The following is a 17,151-nucleotide window of genomic DNA, read 5'->3' on the forward strand; positions in this document are numbered from 1 at the left end:
CCGGCCGCGTACCGGCCCCCGGCGGGCCGCGCCAGCTGCCGCGGGGGCGGCGGCGCCCGCCGCCCGCCGGGCGGCCGGGGGCGGACCCCCCAGGGGCCTCCCGTCATTCCTGCGGTACGATCGACGACGGCTTCCGCGTGGTCCCATCCGCGGGAGTGACTCATCTGAATACGGAGGCACCTCGGTGAAGATCGACCTCGCAGTCCTGCGACTCATGGAGCGTGAACGGGAGATCCCGTTCGACGAGCTCGTCCAGATCATCGAATCTGCCATCCTGACCGCCTACCAGAAGCACGGCGCCGAGAACGACGAGCCCGTCGACGCTCAGGCCCGCGTCGAGCTGGACCGCAAGTCCGGCGAAGTGTCCGTCTTCGTGCCCGAGCGCGACGAGGACGAGAACGTCATCGGCGAGTCCGTCGACCAGCCGAGCGACTTCGGCCGGATCGCGGCGTTCGCCGCCAAACAGGTCATCAACCAGCGTCTCCGTGACATCGGCGACGACAAGATCCTCGGCGAGTTCCGCGGCAAGGAAGGCGACATCGTCGCCGGCATCGTGCAGCAGGGGCCGAACCCGAAGATGGTGATGGTCGACCTCGGCACGGTGGAGGCGATCCTGCCGCCCGAAGAGCAGGTGCCGGGGGAGACCTACGCGCACGGCACCCGTCTGCGCGTCTACGTGACGAGCGTCGGTCGCGGCCACAAGGGCCCGCAGATCACCGTGTCGCGGACCCACCCGGGCCTGGTCCGGAAGCTCTTCGCCCTCGAGGTCCCGGAGATCGCCTCCGGCGTCGTCGAGATCACCTCGCTGGCGCGGGAAGCCGGGCACCGCACGAAGATGGCGGTCAAGGCCAACGAGCCCGGCGTCAACGCCAAGGGTGCGTGCATCGGCGAGCTCGGTGCCCGCGTGCGTTCGGTGACGAACGAGCTCGGAGCCGAGAAGATCGACATCGTGGACTGGTCCTCCGACCTCGCCACGTTCGTCGCCAGCGCGCTGTCGCCCGCCAAGGTCACGAGCGCGTTCGTGCTCGACGCCTCGACGAAGGCCGTCCGCGCCCTCGTGCCGGACTACCAGCTGTCGCTCGCGATCGGCAAGGAAGGGCAGAACGCCCGCCTCGCCGCGAAGCTGACCGGCGCCCGGATCGACATCCAGCCGGACTCGATCCTCGACGGCGACGACTGAGCACCACCCACATCGACGCGATCCGGTTCGCTCGTGGCGACAGGCCTCGGGCGTGCCGGATCGCGGTCGTCGGAGTCAAGGAGTAGAGTGGACGCCGTCAGAACGTGCATCGGCAGTCGTCGTCGCGCAACCCGATCCTCCCTCCTCCGTGTCGTCGCTCACAGTGACGGCTCCGTGGTAGCGGATCCGAAGGCAGTCATGCCGGGCCGGGGGGCATGGCTCACACCGACCGTCGAAGCGTACGAACTGGCCGTCAAGCGCAGGGCATTCCGCCGTGCGCTCCGGCTGGAGCGTGATCCCGACACGTCCGCGGTGCGCGAGTACCTCGCTGGGCTGGGGCCCGATGGCCCGAACAGCACAGCGCTCGAGCGCCAGGACATGACAGAACAGGCTGAACGGCTTATGGACAACTGATGAGCGGCTCGAAATGAGACCCGTCAACCATTGAGTCCTGCCCCTTGACGGGGTGGGACCCGTGAAGGAGAACAGTGGCGAAACCACGCGTACACGAGATCGCAAGCGAGCTCGGCGTCGACAGCAAGACCGCAATGGAGAAGCTCAAGGAACTCGGCGAATTCGTCAAGGGCCCGAGCTCGAGCATCGAACCCCCCGTCGCACGGAAGCTCCGTGCGGCACTGCAGGCCGAGGGCGCCTCTGCGTCCGCAGCCCCGGCAGCCCCCGCCGCCGCGAAGGCCCCTGCGGCCCCGCGTTCCGGCGCCCCGAAGCCCGGTGGCCCCAAGCCCGGCCCGAAGCGTCCCGCTCCGGAGCCCGAGCCCGTCGTCGAGGAAGCACCCGCAGCGGCTCCGGCCGTCGACGGTGCCCCGACCCCGGCCGCCCCGAAGTCCGTCGCGCAGCGTCAGGCCGAGGCAGAGGCCGCCCGCAAGGCCGCGGCCGAGCAGAAGGCCGCTGAGCAGGCAGCTGCACAGCAGCCCGACGGCGACCAGACGGACTCCGGTCCGAGCGACGCCGTCAAGCCCGGTGGCAGCAAGCCGTCCGGTTCCGGTTCGGCCCCGAAGCCCGGTGGCCCGAAGCCCGGTGCCCGTCCCGGCAACAACCCGTACGCGTCGAGCCAGGGCATGGGCGCACGTCCGCCGCGCCCGGGCAACAACCCGTTCGCCTCCAACCAGGGCATGGGCCAGCGCCCGGCCGCCGGTGCCGGCAACGGCATCCCGCGTCCCCAGCCGCCGCGTCCCGGTGCGCCCCGCCCGGGTGCTCCGCGTCCCGGTGGTCCCGGTCAGAACAACCGCCCCAACGGCTTCGGGCAGCGCCCGGGCCAGGGTGGTGGCGGTCGTGGTGGCCCCGGTGGCGGCTTCAACCGTCCCGGTGGTGCCGGTGCCGGCGCAGGTGGCGGCTTCGCCCGTCCCGCGTTCACCGGTCCGCGCCCCGCAGGTGGTGGCGGCCGTGGCCGTGGCCCCGGTGGTGGCACCGCTGGTGCGTTCGGTCGCGGTGGCGGCAAGAGCCGTGCCCGCAAGTCGAAGCGGACGAAGCGCGCCGAGTACGAGATGCGGCAGGCGCCGTCGCTCGGCGGTGTGCAGGTCCCTCGTGGCGACGGCAACACGGTCATCCGTCTCCGTCGCGGTGCGAGCATCTCGGACTTCGCGGACAAGATCGACGCGAGCCCCGGCAACCTGGTGACGGTGCTGTTCCACCTCGGTGAGATGGCGACCGCGACCGAGTCCCTGGACGAGGCGACCTTCGAGGTCCTCGGCGAGGAACTGGGCTACAAGATCCAGGTCGTCTCGCCGGAGGACGAGGACAAGGAGCTCCTCGAGGGCTTCGACATCGACATCGACGCCGAGTACGCCGACGAGGACGACTCCGTCCTGCAGAAGCGTCCCCCGGTCGTCACCGTCATGGGTCACGTCGACCACGGTAAGACCCGACTGCTCGACGCGATCCGCAACTCCAAGGTCGTCGAGGGCGAAGCCGGCGGCATCACGCAGCACATCGGTGCGTACCAGATCGTCACCGAGCACGAGGGCATCGAGCGCCCGATCACCTTCATCGACACCCCGGGTCACGAGGCCTTCACGGCCATGCGTGCTCGTGGTGCCCAGGTGACGGACATCGCGATCCTCGTGGTCGCGGCGGACGACGGCATCATGCCGCAGACGATCGAGGCGCTGAACCACGCCCAGTCGGCCGGTGTGCCGATCGTGGTCGCGGTGAACAAGATCGACAAGGACGGGGCGAACCCGGCCAAGGTCCGTCAGCAGCTCACCGAGTACAACCTGGTGGCCGAGGAGTACGGCGGCGACGTCATGTTCGTCGACGTCTCCGCTCGTCAGAACATCGGCATCCAGGACCTCCTGGACGCGGTGCTGCTGACCGCGGACGCCGGTCTCGACCTGCGTGCGAACCCCGACAAGGACGCCCGAGGCGTCGCGATCGAAGCACGGCTCGACAAGGGCCGTGGTGCAGTCGCCACCGTCCTCATCCAGTCCGGCACGCTGCACGTCGGTGACGCGATCGTCGCCGGCACGGCGTACGGCCGTGTCCGTGCGATGGCGGACGAGAACGGCACCGCGGTCGACGCCGCGACGCCGGCCCGTCCGGTCCAGGTGCAGGGTCTGTCGTCGGTGCCCCGCGCCGGTGACACGTTCCTCGTCACCGAGGACGACCGCACCGCCCGTCAGATCGCCGAGAAGCGTGAAGCCGCACAGCGCAATGCCCAGCTGGCCAAGGCCCGCAAGCGCATCTCGCTCGAGGACTTCACCCGTGCGCTCGAAGAGGGCAAGGTCGACTCGCTCAACCTCATCATCAAGGGTGACGTCTCCGGTGCCGTCGAGGCACTCGAGCAGTCGCTCCTGGACATCGAGGTGGACGACAGCGTCCAGCTGCGCATCCTGCACCGCGGTGTGGGTGCGATCACGGAGTCGGACATCGACCTCGCCACGATCGACAACGCGATCGTCGTCGGCTTCAACGTCCGTCCGGACGTCAAGGCCCGCGAGCGCGCTGCCCGTGAAGGCATCGACGTCCGCTTCTACTCGGTCATCTACAACGCACTCGAGGACATCGAGAACTCGCTCAAGGGCATGCTCAAGCCCGAGTACGAAGAGGTCCAGTCGGGTGTCGCGGAGATCCGCGAGGTGTTCCGTTCCTCCAAGTTCGGCAACATCGCCGGTGTCATCGTCCGGTCCGGCACGATCACGCGCAACGCCAAGGCGCGCGTCATCCGTGACGGCGTGGTCGTGGCCGACGGGCTGGCGATCGAGTCGCTCCGTCGCTTCAAGGACGACGTCACCGAGGTCCGCACGGACTACGAGGCCGGTATCGGTCTCGGCAAGTTCAACGACATCCAGCCCGGCGACGAGATCGAGACGACCGAGCTCGTCGAGAAGCCGCGCGACTGATCGCACTGAGTACCCTGGGCCCCGCCTCCTCCGTCCGGAGGAGGCGGGGCCTCACCCCGTTCCGCAAGGAGGAACCCATGGCTGACCCGCAGCGCGCACGCAAGATGGCCGACCGCATCAAGGAAGTCGTCGCCCGTCGTCTCGACAAGGGCCTGCGCGACCCGCGCCTCGGCTTCGTGACGATCACCGACGTCCGGGTGACCGGGGACCTGCAGCACGCGTCGATCTTCTACACCGTGTACGGCTCGGACGAGGAGCGCGCCGACTCCGCGGCGGCGCTCAAGGCCGCGACCGGCATGCTCCGCACCGAGGTCGGCAAGAACATCACGGCGAGGCTCACCCCGTCGCTCGAGTTCATCGCCGACGCCCTGCCGGACACCTCGGCGCACCTCGAGGACCTGCTCGCGCAGGCCCAGATGCGCGACCTGCAGGTCAAGCAGGTCGCCGTCGGTGCCACCTACGCCGGCGACGCCGACCCGTACAAGCACGACGAGGACGACGAGGACGACGCAGCGGACGAGGACGGCCCCGCGTCGTCCTCCGACGCCCCCCGCGCCTGACACCGGTCGAGACACACGAGAGCGCCCGTCACCACCCGGCGGCGGGCGCTCTCGCGTGCGCGGGCACAGCTGCGCGGGCTCAGCCGCGCGGCAGCCGGTACCCCTCGACGTCGTCCCCCTCGGCGAGCCCGTCCCGCAGCAGCGACGCGAGCGCCCGGTCCCGCTGCGCCGCGTCCGGCCACACCATCGCGATCTCGTCCCGGGTCACGGGGACGTCGCTCGCCCGCAGCTCGGCCATGATCATCCCGCGGACCTGCCGGTCGCTGCCGGCGAACCGCGACTGCTTGGGTGCGCGTGGGCCGTCGTGCTCCGGGTACCCCGCGGCACGCCAGGCGCAGCGGTCCGCGATCGGGCAGGCGTCGCAGGCGGGGGAGCGGGCGACGCACACCAGGGCACCGAGCTCCATCACGGCTGCGTTGGTGGCGGCCGCGTCGTCACGGTCGTCCGGCAGCGTCGCGTCCATCAGCGGCAGGTCCTGCTTCGGCTTCGCGGGCCCGGGTTCGCCCTGCCCGAGCACCGCCCGCGCCAGGACCCGGCGGACGTTGACGTCGACGACGGGGTGCCGGTCGCCGTACGCGAAGACCGCGACGGCCCGTGCCGTGTAGTCGCCGATGCCGGGGAGGGCCAGGAGCGCGTCGACGTCACGGGGCACGACGTTGTCGTGCTGTTCGGCGATGACGGTCGCGGCTGCGTGCAGGGCCAGGGCACGTCTCGGGTAGCCGAGCCGGTCCCAGGCACGCACCGCGTCCGCCGGGGGTGACGCCGCGAGGTCCGCCGGCGTCGGCCACCGGGTGAGCCACGCCTCCAGTCGGGGGACGACCCGCGCCACCTGGGTCTGCTGGAGCATGATCTCGCTGACCAGCGTGCCCCAGGCGGGGAAGCCGGGCCGTCGCCAGGGAAGGTCGCGGGCCTCCTGGCGGTACCAGGCCAACAAGGGGGACGAGATCGCAGCCGCCCTGTGGATGGTCGCGTCGTCCACAGACGGACTGGAGGCTCTGCCCACGTTCACCACGACAGCCTACGGTGGTGGACATGGCACGCTGGGCACCGCAGGAGATCGACACCATGGCCGCGATCGCGAGCGAGGTGGTGGCACAGGTCGGCACGAACCGCACGGTGATCGCCGTCGACGGTCAGGACGGCACCGACCTCGAGCACGTCGCGGCGGCACTCGTCGCTGGGTTCGAGCAGCACGGGGTCCAGGCGATGGCCGCGGCCGCACCGTCCGCGGACGTCGATGCCCTGCGCAGCGAGCTGGTGACCCCGTTCCGGACCACCGGCGCGGGCGAGGGCGTGCTCGTCGTGCACGGCCAGGGGCTCCTCGCCCCGAGCACCCGTACGCTCTGGCGCTGGTCGCTGTGGGTGGAGCAGGAGTCCGGCCGGCTCGGACGACGGGCCGACGTCAAGATCGCCGCGTCCGCCGTGCTCGACGTCACCGACCCGGAGCACCCCCGGCGCGAGTGGAACGACGCCTGCTGACTGGCGCTCGACGGCCGTCCCGCTGCTAGTCTCGTCCGGTGCTCGTGACCCCGCCCGACGGCATCCTCCTCGTCGACAAGCCGCAGGGCATCTCGAGCCACCGCGTGGTCTCGATCGCCCGGCGACGTCTGGACCTCAAGAAGATCGGCCACGCCGGCACGCTCGACCCGATGGCGACCGGCCTGCTCATCCTCGGTGTCGGCCCCTCGACCCGGCTCCTGACGCACCTCGTCGGCCTCGGCAAGACCTACACGGCCACCATCCGCCTCGGTGTCGGCACGGACTCGGACGACGCGGACGGTGACCCCGTCGCGGCGCTCGGAGCCCCGGCGGACGCGGTCAGCGACGCGGCGATCGAGTCGGCCGTCGCGACGCTCCGCGGTCCGATCGACCAGGTGCCGTCCACGGTCAGCGCCATCAAGGTCGACGGCCGTCGTGCCTACGACCTCGCCCGGAAGGGTGAAGAGGTCACCCTCAAGGCCCGTCGCATCACCGTCGACCGGTTCGAGGTGGAGGGCCGCGTCGACCGGGTCGTCTCGGTGCACGGCGCCGACGTGCCCGTGATCGACCTCGACGTCGTCGTCTCCTGCTCGTCCGGCACCTACGTCCGGGCGCTGGCACGCGACGTCGGGACGGCCCTCGGTACCGGCGCCCACCTCACTGCACTCCGACGCACCGTCGTCGGCCCGTTCTCGGTGGAGGACGCCGTCGACCTCGAGGACGACGCCGTCGATGTCCGGGCAGCGCTCGCGCGTCCCACCGACGTGGCACGTCGGCTCTTCCCGGTCGTGCAGCTCGACGGACCGCAGGCCAAGGACCTCGGGGACGGCAAACGCATCACCGCCGACCACCCCGACACCGACGGCCCGGTCGCTGCGATCGCCACCGGCGCCGACCGACTCGTCGGCCTGGTCGCCGTCCGCCGCGGACAGCTCCGGGTCATCACGAACTTCCCGACCGCGACAGGAGCGACGCCGTGATCGAGTGGTTCATGTGGGTCCAGTTCGGCATCGCCTGCGTGATCGGGCTGGCCGCCGTCGTCCTCGGCCTCGTCGGTCGGAAGCCCGACGACTACACCGTCGGGGCGCTCGCGCTCGTCGAGCTGCTGCTCCTGGCGCAGCTGGTGGTCTCGCTCGTCGCCCCGGCGGTCGGCAACCCACCGCAGGGCAACGTGCTCGAGTTCTGGGTCTACGCGGTGTCGGTGGTGCTGGTCCCGCCGGCGACCATCATCTGGGCACTGGTCGACCGCACCCGCTGGAGCACGGTCGTGCTCGGTGCCGGGGCGTTCACCGCCGCGGTGATGGTCTACCGGATGTACCAGATCTGGTTCGCGCTCAACTGACCGTCCGGTCCCGGTCCCGGTCCCGGTCCCGGTCCAGTCGCGGCCCTGGCACGTCCGCTGTGGGCGTCCGGCGCGGTCGTCCGCCGCCCGCGCCCCGTGCCCGGGACCCTGCGACGATCGGTAGGATCGGTGCAATGGTGATCAAGTCCTCCGCAGGTACCGACCGGCCGGCTCGGAGTCGTCGGACGTCGTCCCTGGCCAGCGGTGTCGGACGGGTCCTGATCGCGGTCTACGGCATCCTCGCCCTGGCCGCCACCGGGCGCAGCATCGTCCAGATCGCCGAGAAGTTCTCGTTCGCACCGTTCGCGTACACCCTGAGCGCGATCGCCGCCGTCGTGTACATCGTCGCCATGGTCGCCCTCATCGCACCCGGGCGGTTCTGGTACCGGGTCGCCTGCGTGACGATCGTCTTCGAGATGACGGGCGTGCTCGTGATCGGGACGCTCTCGCTGCTCGACCGGCAGCTGTTCCCCGACGACACGATCTGGTCCTACTACGGCCTGGGCTACGCCTTCGCCCCGCTCGTGCTCCCGATCGCCGGACTGTGGTGGCTCCGCAAGCACCACCGCACCGCAGCGTCCGGAGCCCCGGCAGCGTGACGACGGAGGGCTCGCACATGCACTTCTACGACGACGTCGCCGACGTCCCCGACGACTTCGGGCCGAGCGCGGTCACGATCGGCAAGTTCGACGGTGTCCACGTCGGGCACCGAGCCGTCATCGCCCACCTCGAGGACGCCGCACGGGCGCGTGGGCTCGTCTCGACGGTCGTCACGTTCGACCAGCACCCGCTGAACGTCATCGACCCCGGACGGGTGCCGCCGGCGCTGACGAGCACGGCACAGCGCCGGGAGCTCCTCGACGCGGTCGGTGTGGACACCACCCTGCTGCTCCGGTTCGACTCCGCGCTGCAGGCGAAGCCGGCCGAGGCGTTCGTTTCCGAGATCCTCGTCGACGCCCTGCACGCCGAGCTCGTCTTCGTCGGCAGCGACTTCCGGTTCGGGGCCCGCGGTTCCGGTGACGTCACCCTGCTCCGGCAGCTCGGGGAACGGCACGGCTTCCAGGTCGAGCTCATCGACGACGTGGAACTGGTCGACGACGTCCGTCCCGCGGGGGAGCGACGCGTGTCCTCCACGTGGATCCGAGAGCTCCTGTCCGTCGGACGGGTCGCCGAAGCCGCTCGCCTGCTGGGCCGTGAGCACGCCGTGCGGAGCGTCGTGGTGCACGGCAACCAGCGCGGCCGGGCGATGGGGTACCCGACGGCGAACCTCGCGCCGGCGTGCGAGGGCTTCGTCCCGGCCGACGGCGTCTACGCGGCCCGGGTGCTGCATGACGGCGTGACCTACCCGGCCGCGGTCTCGGTCGGCAACAACCCGACCTTCGAGGGCGTCCCCGCGAAGCAGATCGAGGCGCACCTGCTCGACGTCGACATCGACCTGTACGACGAGACGATCTCGGTGCTGTTCGCGGCCTACGTCCGGGGCATGGTGGCCTTCGGCGGGATGGACGAACTCGCGGCGCAGATGCGGCAGGACGACCTGGACATCCGACTGCTCCTCGGCATGCCCGTCACGACCTGACGTCCGGCGACTGCGAACGCAGACACAGGAACGCCCCGCGACCGATCCGGTCGCGGGGCGTTCGTGTGTGGTGCCCTGGATCAGCCGCCGAGGGCGTCGAGCCAGATCTTGCGGGCGTCGAGCGCTTCCTGCGCGTCCTTGATCTTGCGGGCGTCACCGGTCGCCTGCGCGTCGGCGAGCTCGGACTGCAGCTTGGCGATCGCGTCCTCGAGCTGGCTGGCCAGACCCGTCTGACGGGCCTTGCGCTCCGGGTCGGACTGCTTCCAGTGGGTGTCCTCGAGGCTGCGCACGTGGTCCTCCACCGCACGGATGCGGTCCTCGACGCGACGGACGTCCGCGCGGGGGACCCGGCCGATCTCGTCCCAGCGGCGCTGGACGTCGGTGAGGGCCTTGCGCGCGGCGACCCGGTCCTGGATCTGCAGGATCGGCTCGGCCTCGGTCAGCAGCGCGAGCTTCGCCTCGAGGTTGCCCGAGTACTCCTCGTTCTCGGCCGTGTTCTCGGCGTGGCGCTGCTCGAAGAGGACGTCACCGGCGGCCTTGAAGCGTGCCCAGAGCGCGTCGTCGTGGCGCTTGCCTGCCCGACCGGCGTTCTTCCAGTCGTCCAGCAGCTCTCGGTAGGCCGGGATGGCGTCGGACCCGCGGGGAGCGAGCGCCTCGGCCTGCTGCACGAGTTCCTGCTTGCGGGCACGGGCGTCGCGGTGCTGCGAGTCGAGCTCGGAGTAGAACGCGCGGCGGTGTTGGTCGACCGTCGAGCGGGCGGTGCGGAACCGCTTCCAGAGGTCGTTCGCGTCGTTCTTCGGGATGCGCGGGCCGTCGTGCTGGTGCTGCTGCCAGCGGGCGAACACGTCGTCGAGCTGCGCGGTCACCTGCTTCCACTGCGCGCGGGCGGGGTCGACCGCGGCGAGTGCCTCGGCCTCTTCCACCAGGGCGGTGCGGTAGGCGAGCGCCTCGGTCAGGGCAGCCTGCGCCTGCGCGGCCTGCTCCTTCGTGAGCGAGCCCACCTGGTCGGTGAGGGCGCCGATGCGGTCCTCGAGCGACTTGACGTCGCCGACGACACGGGCTTCGGCGACCAGGCTGCGCAAGTGCTCGACGGTCCGGGCGACGTCGTTCGCGGACGCGCCGCCATTGACGCGCTGCTCCGCGATCTTCACCTGGCCTTCGAGGTCGGCGTACTTGCGGGCGAAGTAGGCCAGCGCCTCTTCAGCGGAGGCGTCGGGGTACTCGCCCACGACCCGCTCCGAGTCCTCGTACCGGACGTAGACCGTCCCGTTCTCGTCTACCCGGCCCCAGGTCGTTGCTTCGTCAGATGCCACAGGTCTCGCCTCGATCGTGGTCGTGCATCACCGACGTCACCGTCGGCACGGTCAGGTCGTCAGCCTATTGCACCGCCGCGCCGTGCGACGGGCGTGTGCGTTTTCGCTGTGGACTACTTCTGCTGCGCGATGGTCGCGCCGGTGATCTCGGTGGCCACCTTCGGCTCGCCGGAGCCGTCGGAGCCGGCGTCGGCGATGCCCTTCGACGTCACCTTCGACACCAGTTGCGACAGCCCGCTGGTCACCTTGCCGACGACGGTGTAGCCGCCGGTGGACGGGTCGAGCGTGGTGTCGTCGGTGACGATGAAGAACTGCGTCGTCTGTGACGACGGGGTCGCGCCGCGGGCGATGGCGATCGTGCCCTTCGCGTAGGTGCCGTCGCTCGGCACGTTCTCGAGCGGGCCGTACTGGAAGCCGGCGTCACCCGTGCCGTCGCCGTTCGCCGAGCCGCACTGCAGGAAGTGGAAGCCGGTGCTGTCGGCCAGGCGGTGGCACTTCGTGCCCTCGTAGAACTGCTTGCGGATCAGGTCGATCTCGACGCTGGTGGCCTGCGGGGCCTTCGCGCCGTCGAGCTCGATGCCCAGCCGGATGTCCTTGTTCAACGTCAGGGTGCCGGTCCAGGTCGCGCCCTTCGCGATGCCCTTGCTCGGCACGTCCCCGGTGTTGCCGGCGGTCGCGCTGGCCGACGGTGTGGGGGCGGCGGTCGAGGTCGCGCTGGCCGACGCACTGTCGGCGCCCTGCGTCGAGGCGTGCACGAGCTGCGAGCCGGTGGCGAGTGCGGCGACGAGCACCAGCGCCCCGGCACCGATGACGTTGTCCCGGACCCGACGTCGACGCTGACGCTCGTGAAGGCCCTGCCTGGCCTGGTAGAGACGGAGTCGCTCGCGGGCTTCACGGCTCTGGTTCTTCGGTGCCACGGTGCTCTTCTGACCTCTCGTCGCGGTGTCCGACGAGCGTACCGGTTCGCCCGTCGCGGGCCCGGCGGTGCCGGCCCGGACGCCGGAGAAGTCGGTGTCGGCCCGTACGATCGAGGCATGGCAACTGACCGGTCGGGGATGAACGCGCCCACGACGGGCGGCCGGACCGGCCTCTCGCAGGGGTCCGTGCCCCTCGCCGTGCGGATGCGTCCCACCAGCCTCGAGGAAGTCGCCGGTCAGCAGCACCTGCTCGGCCGGGGATCGCCGCTGGTTCAGCTGGCGACCGGTTCGCGCGAGAGCCCCGGCGGCGTCTCGGTGATCCTCTGGGGGCCGCCCGGCACCGGCAAGACCACCCTGGCGCAGGCGATCGCCCGCCAGTCCGGCCGGGAGTTCGTCGAGCTGTCCGCGGTCACCGCCGGCGTCAAGGACGTGCGCGAGGTCATGGAGAAGGCCCTCACGCACCGGGACCTCTACGGCGCGACGACGGTCCTGTTCCTCGACGAGATCCACCGCTTCAGCAAGGCGCAGCAGGACGCCCTGCTGCCCGGGGTCGAGAACGGCTGGGTGATCCTCATCGCGGCGACCACCGAGAACCCGTCCTTCTCGGTCATCTCGCCGTTGCTCTCGCGCTCCCTGCTGCTCACGCTCAAGCCCCTGACGGACGCTGACCTCGGCATGCTCGTCGACCGCGCGGTCGAGGACGCCCGGGGCCTCCGGGGGTCGGTCGTGCTCGGCGACGAAGCACGGGCCGCGATCATCCGCCTGGCGTCCGGGGACGCCCGACGCGCGTTGACGGCGCTGGAGGCCGCGGCCGCGTCCGCCGTGGCGGCGCAGGACGACGACGAGCGCGAGTCCGGTACGGTCCCGGTCGTCGACGCCGACACCGTCGCCGCCGCAGTCGACCGGGCGCTGCTCCGCTACGACCGGCAGGGCGACGAGCACTACGACGTCATCAGCGCGTTCATCAAGTCGGTCCGGGGGAGCGACGTCGACGCGGCGCTGCACTACCTGGCGCGGATGATCGAGGCCGGCGAGGACCCCCGGTTCATCGCCCGGCGGATCATCATCTCGGCGTCCGAGGACATCGGCATGGCGGACCCGCAGGCGCTGCCGATCGCCGTCGCCGCCGCGCAGGCCGTCCAGCTCATCGGCATGCCCGAGGGTCGGATCCCGCTCGCCGAGGCCGTGGTCTACCTGGCGACCGCGCCGAAGTCGAACGCGGCGTACAACGGCGTGAACCAGGCCGTGGCCGACGTCAAGGCCGGGCGGATGGGCGTCGTGCCGAACCACCTCCGGGACGCGCATTACGCCGGGGCGAAACGGCTCGGGCACGGCAAGGGGTACATCTACTCGCACGACGCCGAGCACGGGGTCGCGTCCCAGCAGTACCTGCCCGACGCCCTGGACGGCACCGAGTACTACACGCCGACCGCCAACGGGTTCGAGCGCGAGATCGGGCCGCGGCTCGACCGACTGCGCGGGATCATCCGCGGCGACTGACCGGGCACGCGACGCGCGGTCGGTCTGGTCCCCACGGCGGGACCGGATGCTGTTATCGTTGACGGGCCTACGTCCTGGTCCTCGCGTGCGGCTGCGTCGAGGACACAGTGTCAGTCACGTCCTGAACGGACCTGACCGTCACGGGGGCAGAGGTTCGGGCTGTAGCCGCCCGATCCCACAGGCTCATCCCTCTGGATCCCGTCACGGGGTCCGTCGGAGCGTGCGCGCTCCGAGACCCGTGACAACTTCAGTTCAGTACAGAGAAAAGGACCCTGTGTCTACCAAGTCACGCACCCGCAGCAAGACCCGCCTGTCTCGCGCGCTCGGCATCCCGCTGACGCCGAAGGCGGCCCGTTACCTCGAGAAGCGCCCCTACGGGCCCGGTGAGCACGGCCGTACGCGCCGTCGTCAGGACAGCGACTACGCCGTCCGTCTCCGTGAGAAGCAGCGTCTGCGCGCCCAGTACGGCATCCGCGAGAAGCAGCTCCGCATCGTCTTCGAAGAGTCCCGCAAGGCCGCCGGTCTGACCGGTGAGAACCTCGTCGAGACCCTCGAGACGCGTCTGGACGCCCTCGTGCTCCGTGCCGGCTTCGCCCGCACCACCTCGCAGGCCCGCCAGCTGATCGTGCACCGTCACATCCTGGTCGACGGCAAGCTCGTCGACCGCCCCTCCTTCCGCGTCAAGGAGGGCCAGCTGATCCACGTCAAGCAGCGCTCCGAGTCGCTCGAGCCCTTCCAGGTCGCCGCTGCCGGTGGTCACCAGGAAGTCCTCCCGAAGGTCCCGGGCTACCTCGAGGTCGAGATCGACAAGCTCCAGGCCCGCCTGGTGCGTCGTCCGAAGCGCGCCGAGGTCCCCGTGACCTGTGAAGTGCAGCTCGTCGTCGAGTACTACGCAGCACGCTGATCCCAGCACCTGTGTGAACGGCGGGTCGTCCTCCTCGGAGGGCGGCCCGCCGTTCTGCGTCCCCGCGATACGCTTGTCCGACGTGCGCTCCGGCGTACGCGAGAGGGAGGCATCGTGAAGCAGCTGTTCTTCGTCGCCGTCGGCGTGGTCATCGGGTTCGTCGCCGCACAGCGCGTCAGCCGGACGCCGTCCGCCGCGCACCTCCTCGCCCAGGTCGACGCCCGGGCGAAGGCCTTCACGGGCGCCGTGGCCGAGGGGTACCGCTCGCGCGAAGCCGAGCTGCGCCCGAACGGCCACACGCCCACCTGACCCACCCCGAGCCTCCCGTCCCCGCCACACGCCCTACAGGAAGCACCATGCAGACCGCAGAGATCCGCCGTCGTTGGCTCCAGTTCTTCGGTGACCGCGGCCACACCGTCGTCCCGTCCGCGTCGCTCGTCTCGGACGACCCGTCGCTGCTGTTCACGGTGGCCGGCATGGTGCCGTTCATCCCGTACCTCACCGGGCTCATCCCGGCGCCGTACCCCCGCGCGACGAGCGTCCAGAAGTGCATCCGCACCAACGACATCGAAGAGGTCGGCAAGACCCCGCGGCACGGCACGTTCTTCCAGATGAACGGCAACTTCTCGTTCGGGGACTACTTCAAGGAGCAGGCGATCCAGTACGCCTGGGAGTTCCTGACGAACCCGGAGTCCGACGGTGGGCTCGGGTTCTCGGCCGACGACCTGTGGGTCACCGTCTACGAAGAGGACGACGAGGCGATCGAGTTCTGGAAGCGGCACTCGACGCTGCCCGACGACCGGATCCAGCGCCTCGGCAAGGACACGAACTACTGGTCCACCGGGCAGCCCGGTCCGGCCGGCCCCTGCTCGGAGATCTTCTTCGACCGCGGCCCGGAGTACGGCATCGACGGTGGCCCGGCCACCGACGACGACCGCTACGTCGAGATCTGGAACCTGGTCTTCATGCAGTACCAGATCGCTGACGTGCGGTCGAAGTACGACTTCGAGATCACCGGCGAGCTGCCGAACAAGAACATCGACACCGGCATGGGGCTCGAGCGCGTCGCCTTCATCAAGCAGGGCGTCGACAACATGTACGAGATCGACCAGGTGCGCCCGGTCCTCGACAAGGCCGCCGCGGTGTCCGGCCGACGCTACGGCGCCGACCACGAGGACGACGTCCGGATGCGGGTCATCGCCGACCACGTCCGCTCGGCGCTCATGCTCATCACCGACGGCGTCTCGCCGTCGAACGAGGGCCGCGGCTACATCCTCCGCCGACTGCTCCGCCGCACGGTGCGCGCGATGCGGCTGCTCGGGGTCGAGGGTGCGACCTTCCCCCGGCTGTTCCCGGCGTCGCGTGACGCCATGCAGGCCGCCTACCCCGAGGTGGGCGAGCAGTACGCCCGCATCGCCCGCATCGCCTACGCCGAAGAGGAGACGTTCCTCCGCACCCTCGCGCAGGGCACGACGATCCTGGACGTCGCCGTCGACCGCGCCAAGCAGGACGGCCGACCGTCGATCGGCGGGGACACCGCGTTCCTGCTGCACGACACCTTCGGGTTCCCGATCGACCTGACGATGGAGATGGCGGAAGAGGCCGGCGTGCACGTCGACCGTTCCGCGTTCGAGACCCTCATGTCGGAGCAGCGCTCGCGCGCCAAGGCCGACGCCAAGAGCAAGAAGACCGCCCTCGCCGACCTCAGCGTCTACAGCGCGTTCCGTGCGGCGGGGGAGACCGTCTTCCTCGGCTACGACGGGCTGCAGGCCGAGAGCCGGATCCTCGGCCTCATCGTCGACGGCCGGAGCGTGGACCGTGCGGTCGCCGGCGACATCGCCGAGGTCATCCTCAGCGAGACGTCGCTCTACGCCGAGTCCGGTGGCCAGGACGCCGACCAGGGCTCGATCGTCGGCAACGGCTTCGACCTCGAGGTGCTCGACGTGCAGCGCCCGGTCTCCGGCCTCTGGAGCCACACCGTCCAGGTCCGTTCGGGCGAGGTCGGCGTCGGTGACCCGGCGACCACCCTGGTGGACGCCGAGTACCGCCGCGGTGCGACGCAGGCCCACTCGGCCACGCACCTGGTGAACGCGGCGCTCCGTGACGTCCTCGGCCCGGAGGCACTGCAGGCCGGCTCGTACAACAAGGCTGGCTACATGCGCCTGGACTTCTCCTGGAGCCAGCCGGTGTCACTCGAGACCCGCACCGAGATCGAGGAGGTCGTGAACACCGCGATCCGCTCCGACCTCGAGGTCTCGACGCGCATCCTGCCGATCGACGACGCCAAGGCGCTCGGTGCCCAGGCGCTGTTCGGCGAGAAGTACGGCTCCGAGGTCCGCATGGTCGACATCGGCGGCCCGTGGTCGCGTGAGCTCTGCGGTGGCATCCACGTGGCCTCCAGCGCCCAGGTCGGCCTCGTCAACCTGGTGGGCGAGTCCAGCGTCGGGTCGACCAACCGCCGCGTCGAGGCCCTCGTCGGGCTCGAGGGCTTCCGCGAGCTCGCGGTCGAGCGGACCATCGTGTCGCAGCTCTCCAGCGCGCTCAAGGCACCGCGTGACGACCTCCCGGGCCGTGTGCAGTCGCTGCTCGAGGACCTGAAGACGGCCCAGAAGCGGATCGCGGAGTTCGAGTCGGCCAACCTGCAGCAGCGCGTGCCGACGATCGCCCGGACCGCCGAGCGTGTCGGTGCCGTCGCGCTGGTCGCCCAGGTCGTCGACGGGCTCTCGTCGGGCGACGACCTCCGCGCCCTGGCCACCGGCGTCCGTGGCCAGCTCGGCTCGGACGCGGCCGTGGTCGTGCTCGGTGCCGTCGTCGGCGGCAAGCCGGTCGTGATCGTCGCGACGAACGACGCCGCCCGCGCCGCAGGCGTCCAGGCGGGTCCGCTCGCCAAGGAGGCAGCCGGTGTCCTCGGCGGCGGTGGCGGTGGCAAGCCGGACCTCGCGCAGGGCGGTGGCACCGACGCGTCGGCGCTGCCGGCGGCCCTCCGCGCCGTGTCCGACCGCATCGCGGCCTGACGGTGAC

The 17,151-nt window shown here is 70.8% G+C and carries 16 protein-coding genes; 13 read left to right on the plus strand and 3 right to left on the minus strand.

Annotated elements, in window-relative coordinates; translation table 11 throughout:
• Positions 1 to 184: 184 nt before the first annotated feature.
• From nusA to rbfA, 4 genes are all read left to right on the plus strand, one after another.
• Positions 185 to 1,180 (plus strand): transcription termination factor NusA, encoded by a 996-nt coding sequence (gene nusA / locus QCD68_RS04010; protein WP_301222110.1) that lies wholly within the window; start codon positions 185 to 187, stop codon positions 1,178 to 1,180.
• A gap of 87 nt (positions 1,181 to 1,267) precedes the next feature.
• On the plus strand, positions 1,268 to 1,594 hold the full coding sequence (locus QCD68_RS04015; RefSeq protein WP_111073598.1) for a YlxR family protein: 327 nt from the start codon (positions 1,268 to 1,270) through the stop codon (positions 1,592 to 1,594).
• Positions 1,595 to 1,668: 74 nt separating this feature from the next.
• Positions 1,669 to 4,536, plus strand: coding sequence for a translation initiation factor IF-2 (infB, locus tag QCD68_RS04020; RefSeq protein WP_301222111.1), 2,868 nt, complete (start codon positions 1,669 to 1,671; stop codon positions 4,534 to 4,536).
• Positions 4,537 to 4,613: 77 nt separating this feature from the next.
• The gene (gene rbfA, locus QCD68_RS04025; protein ID WP_301222112.1) at positions 4,614 to 5,096 is read left to right on the plus strand and encodes a 30S ribosome-binding factor RbfA; all 483 of its coding nucleotides are present in this window, start codon (positions 4,614 to 4,616) and stop codon (positions 5,094 to 5,096) included.
• A gap of 79 nt (positions 5,097 to 5,175) precedes the next feature.
• On the opposite strand, the gene QCD68_RS04030 is transcribed toward rbfA, so the two are convergent.
• Positions 5,176 to 6,075 carry an A/G-specific adenine glycosylase gene (locus tag QCD68_RS04030; RefSeq protein WP_301222113.1) on the minus strand — a complete coding sequence of 300 codons (900 nt, stop codon included), beginning with the start codon at positions 6,073 to 6,075 and terminating at the stop codon, positions 5,176 to 5,178.
• A 53-nt stretch (positions 6,076 to 6,128) separates the two neighbouring features.
• Here QCD68_RS04030 and QCD68_RS04035 point away from each other — a divergent pair, with 53 nt between their 5' ends.
• The 5 genes from QCD68_RS04035 to QCD68_RS04055 all read left to right on the plus strand — a co-directional run bounded on the left by QCD68_RS04035 (position 6,129) and on the right by QCD68_RS04055 (position 9,496).
• Positions 6,129 to 6,575: a hypothetical protein gene (locus QCD68_RS04035; RefSeq protein ID WP_221850307.1), complete on the plus strand. Its 447-nt coding sequence runs from the start codon at positions 6,129 to 6,131 to the stop codon at positions 6,573 to 6,575.
• Positions 6,576 to 6,613: 38 nt separating this feature from the next.
• Positions 6,614 to 7,555, plus strand: coding sequence for a tRNA pseudouridine(55) synthase TruB (gene truB / locus QCD68_RS04040; protein ID WP_301222114.1), 942 nt, complete (start codon positions 6,614 to 6,616; stop codon positions 7,553 to 7,555).
• Positions 7,552 to 7,917, plus strand: a complete 366-nt coding sequence (locus tag QCD68_RS04045) for a hypothetical protein (RefSeq protein ID WP_221850305.1) — start codon at positions 7,552 to 7,554, stop codon at positions 7,915 to 7,917. The genes truB and QCD68_RS04045 overlap by 4 nt, the downstream gene beginning before the upstream one ends.
• Before the next feature lie 134 nt (positions 7,918 to 8,051).
• Positions 8,052 to 8,516: a hypothetical protein gene (locus QCD68_RS04050; protein WP_221850304.1), complete on the plus strand. Its 465-nt coding sequence runs from the start codon at positions 8,052 to 8,054 to the stop codon at positions 8,514 to 8,516.
• 17 nt (positions 8,517 to 8,533) lie between these two features.
• The gene (locus QCD68_RS04055; RefSeq protein WP_301222115.1) at positions 8,534 to 9,496 is read left to right on the plus strand and encodes a bifunctional riboflavin kinase/FAD synthetase; all 963 of its coding nucleotides are present in this window, start codon (positions 8,534 to 8,536) and stop codon (positions 9,494 to 9,496) included.
• 80 nt (positions 9,497 to 9,576) lie between these two features.
• Here the strand turns inward: QCD68_RS04055 and QCD68_RS04060 are convergent, their stop codons facing one another.
• Both QCD68_RS04060 and QCD68_RS04065 read right to left on the minus strand, forming a co-directional pair.
• Entirely contained in the window at positions 9,577 to 10,809 is a 1,233-nt protein-coding gene (locus tag QCD68_RS04060) for a DUF349 domain-containing protein (protein WP_301222116.1), read from the minus strand.
• 113 nt (positions 10,810 to 10,922) lie between these two features.
• Positions 10,923 to 11,726 carry a peptidylprolyl isomerase gene (locus QCD68_RS04065; RefSeq protein ID WP_221850301.1) on the minus strand — a complete coding sequence of 268 codons (804 nt, stop codon included), beginning with the start codon at positions 11,724 to 11,726 and terminating at the stop codon, positions 10,923 to 10,925.
• Between the two features lie 117 nt (positions 11,727 to 11,843).
• Here QCD68_RS04065 and QCD68_RS04070 point away from each other — a divergent pair, with 117 nt between their 5' ends.
• The 4 genes from QCD68_RS04070 to alaS all read left to right on the plus strand — a co-directional run bounded on the left by QCD68_RS04070 (position 11,844) and on the right by alaS (position 17,144).
• Positions 11,844 to 13,226: a replication-associated recombination protein A gene (locus tag QCD68_RS04070; protein ID WP_441005166.1), complete on the plus strand. Its 1,383-nt coding sequence runs from the start codon at positions 11,844 to 11,846 to the stop codon at positions 13,224 to 13,226.
• Positions 13,227 to 13,500: 274 nt separating this feature from the next.
• The gene (rpsD, locus tag QCD68_RS04075; protein WP_110902175.1) at positions 13,501 to 14,130 is read left to right on the plus strand and encodes a 30S ribosomal protein S4; all 630 of its coding nucleotides are present in this window, start codon (positions 13,501 to 13,503) and stop codon (positions 14,128 to 14,130) included.
• 114 nt (positions 14,131 to 14,244) lie between these two features.
• Positions 14,245 to 14,439 (plus strand): hypothetical protein, encoded by a 195-nt coding sequence (locus QCD68_RS04080; protein ID WP_221850300.1) that lies wholly within the window; start codon positions 14,245 to 14,247, stop codon positions 14,437 to 14,439.
• Positions 14,440 to 14,486: 47 nt separating this feature from the next.
• Entirely contained in the window at positions 14,487 to 17,144 is a 2,658-nt protein-coding gene (alaS, locus tag QCD68_RS04085) for an alanine--tRNA ligase (RefSeq protein ID WP_301222117.1), read from the plus strand.
• The last annotated feature ends 7 nt before the right edge of the window (positions 17,145 to 17,151 follow it).

This window comes from Curtobacterium sp. PsM8, from assembly GCF_030433875.1.
GTDB lineage: Bacteria > Actinomycetota > Actinomycetes > Actinomycetales > Microbacteriaceae > Curtobacterium.

What these genes read in the sequence shown, in the direction of transcription:
- rbfA (WP_301222112.1), top strand. Translation starts at nt 4,614, where the DNA reads ATGGCTGACCCGCAGCGCGCACGCAAGATGGCCGACCGCATCAAGGAA.
- QCD68_RS04035 (WP_221850307.1), top strand. Translation starts at nt 6,129, where the DNA reads ATGGCACGCTGGGCACCGCAGGAGATCGACACCATGGCCGCGATCGCG.
- QCD68_RS04050 (WP_221850304.1), top strand. Translation starts at nt 8,052, where the DNA reads ATGGTGATCAAGTCCTCCGCAGGTACCGACCGGCCGGCTCGGAGTCGT.
- QCD68_RS04055 (WP_301222115.1), top strand. Translation starts at nt 8,534, where the DNA reads ATGCACTTCTACGACGACGTCGCCGACGTCCCCGACGACTTCGGGCCG.
- QCD68_RS04070 (WP_441005166.1), top strand. Translation starts at nt 11,844, where the DNA reads ATGGCAACTGACCGGTCGGGGATGAACGCGCCCACGACGGGCGGCCGG.
- alaS (WP_301222117.1), top strand. Translation starts at nt 14,487, where the DNA reads ATGCAGACCGCAGAGATCCGCCGTCGTTGGCTCCAGTTCTTCGGTGAC.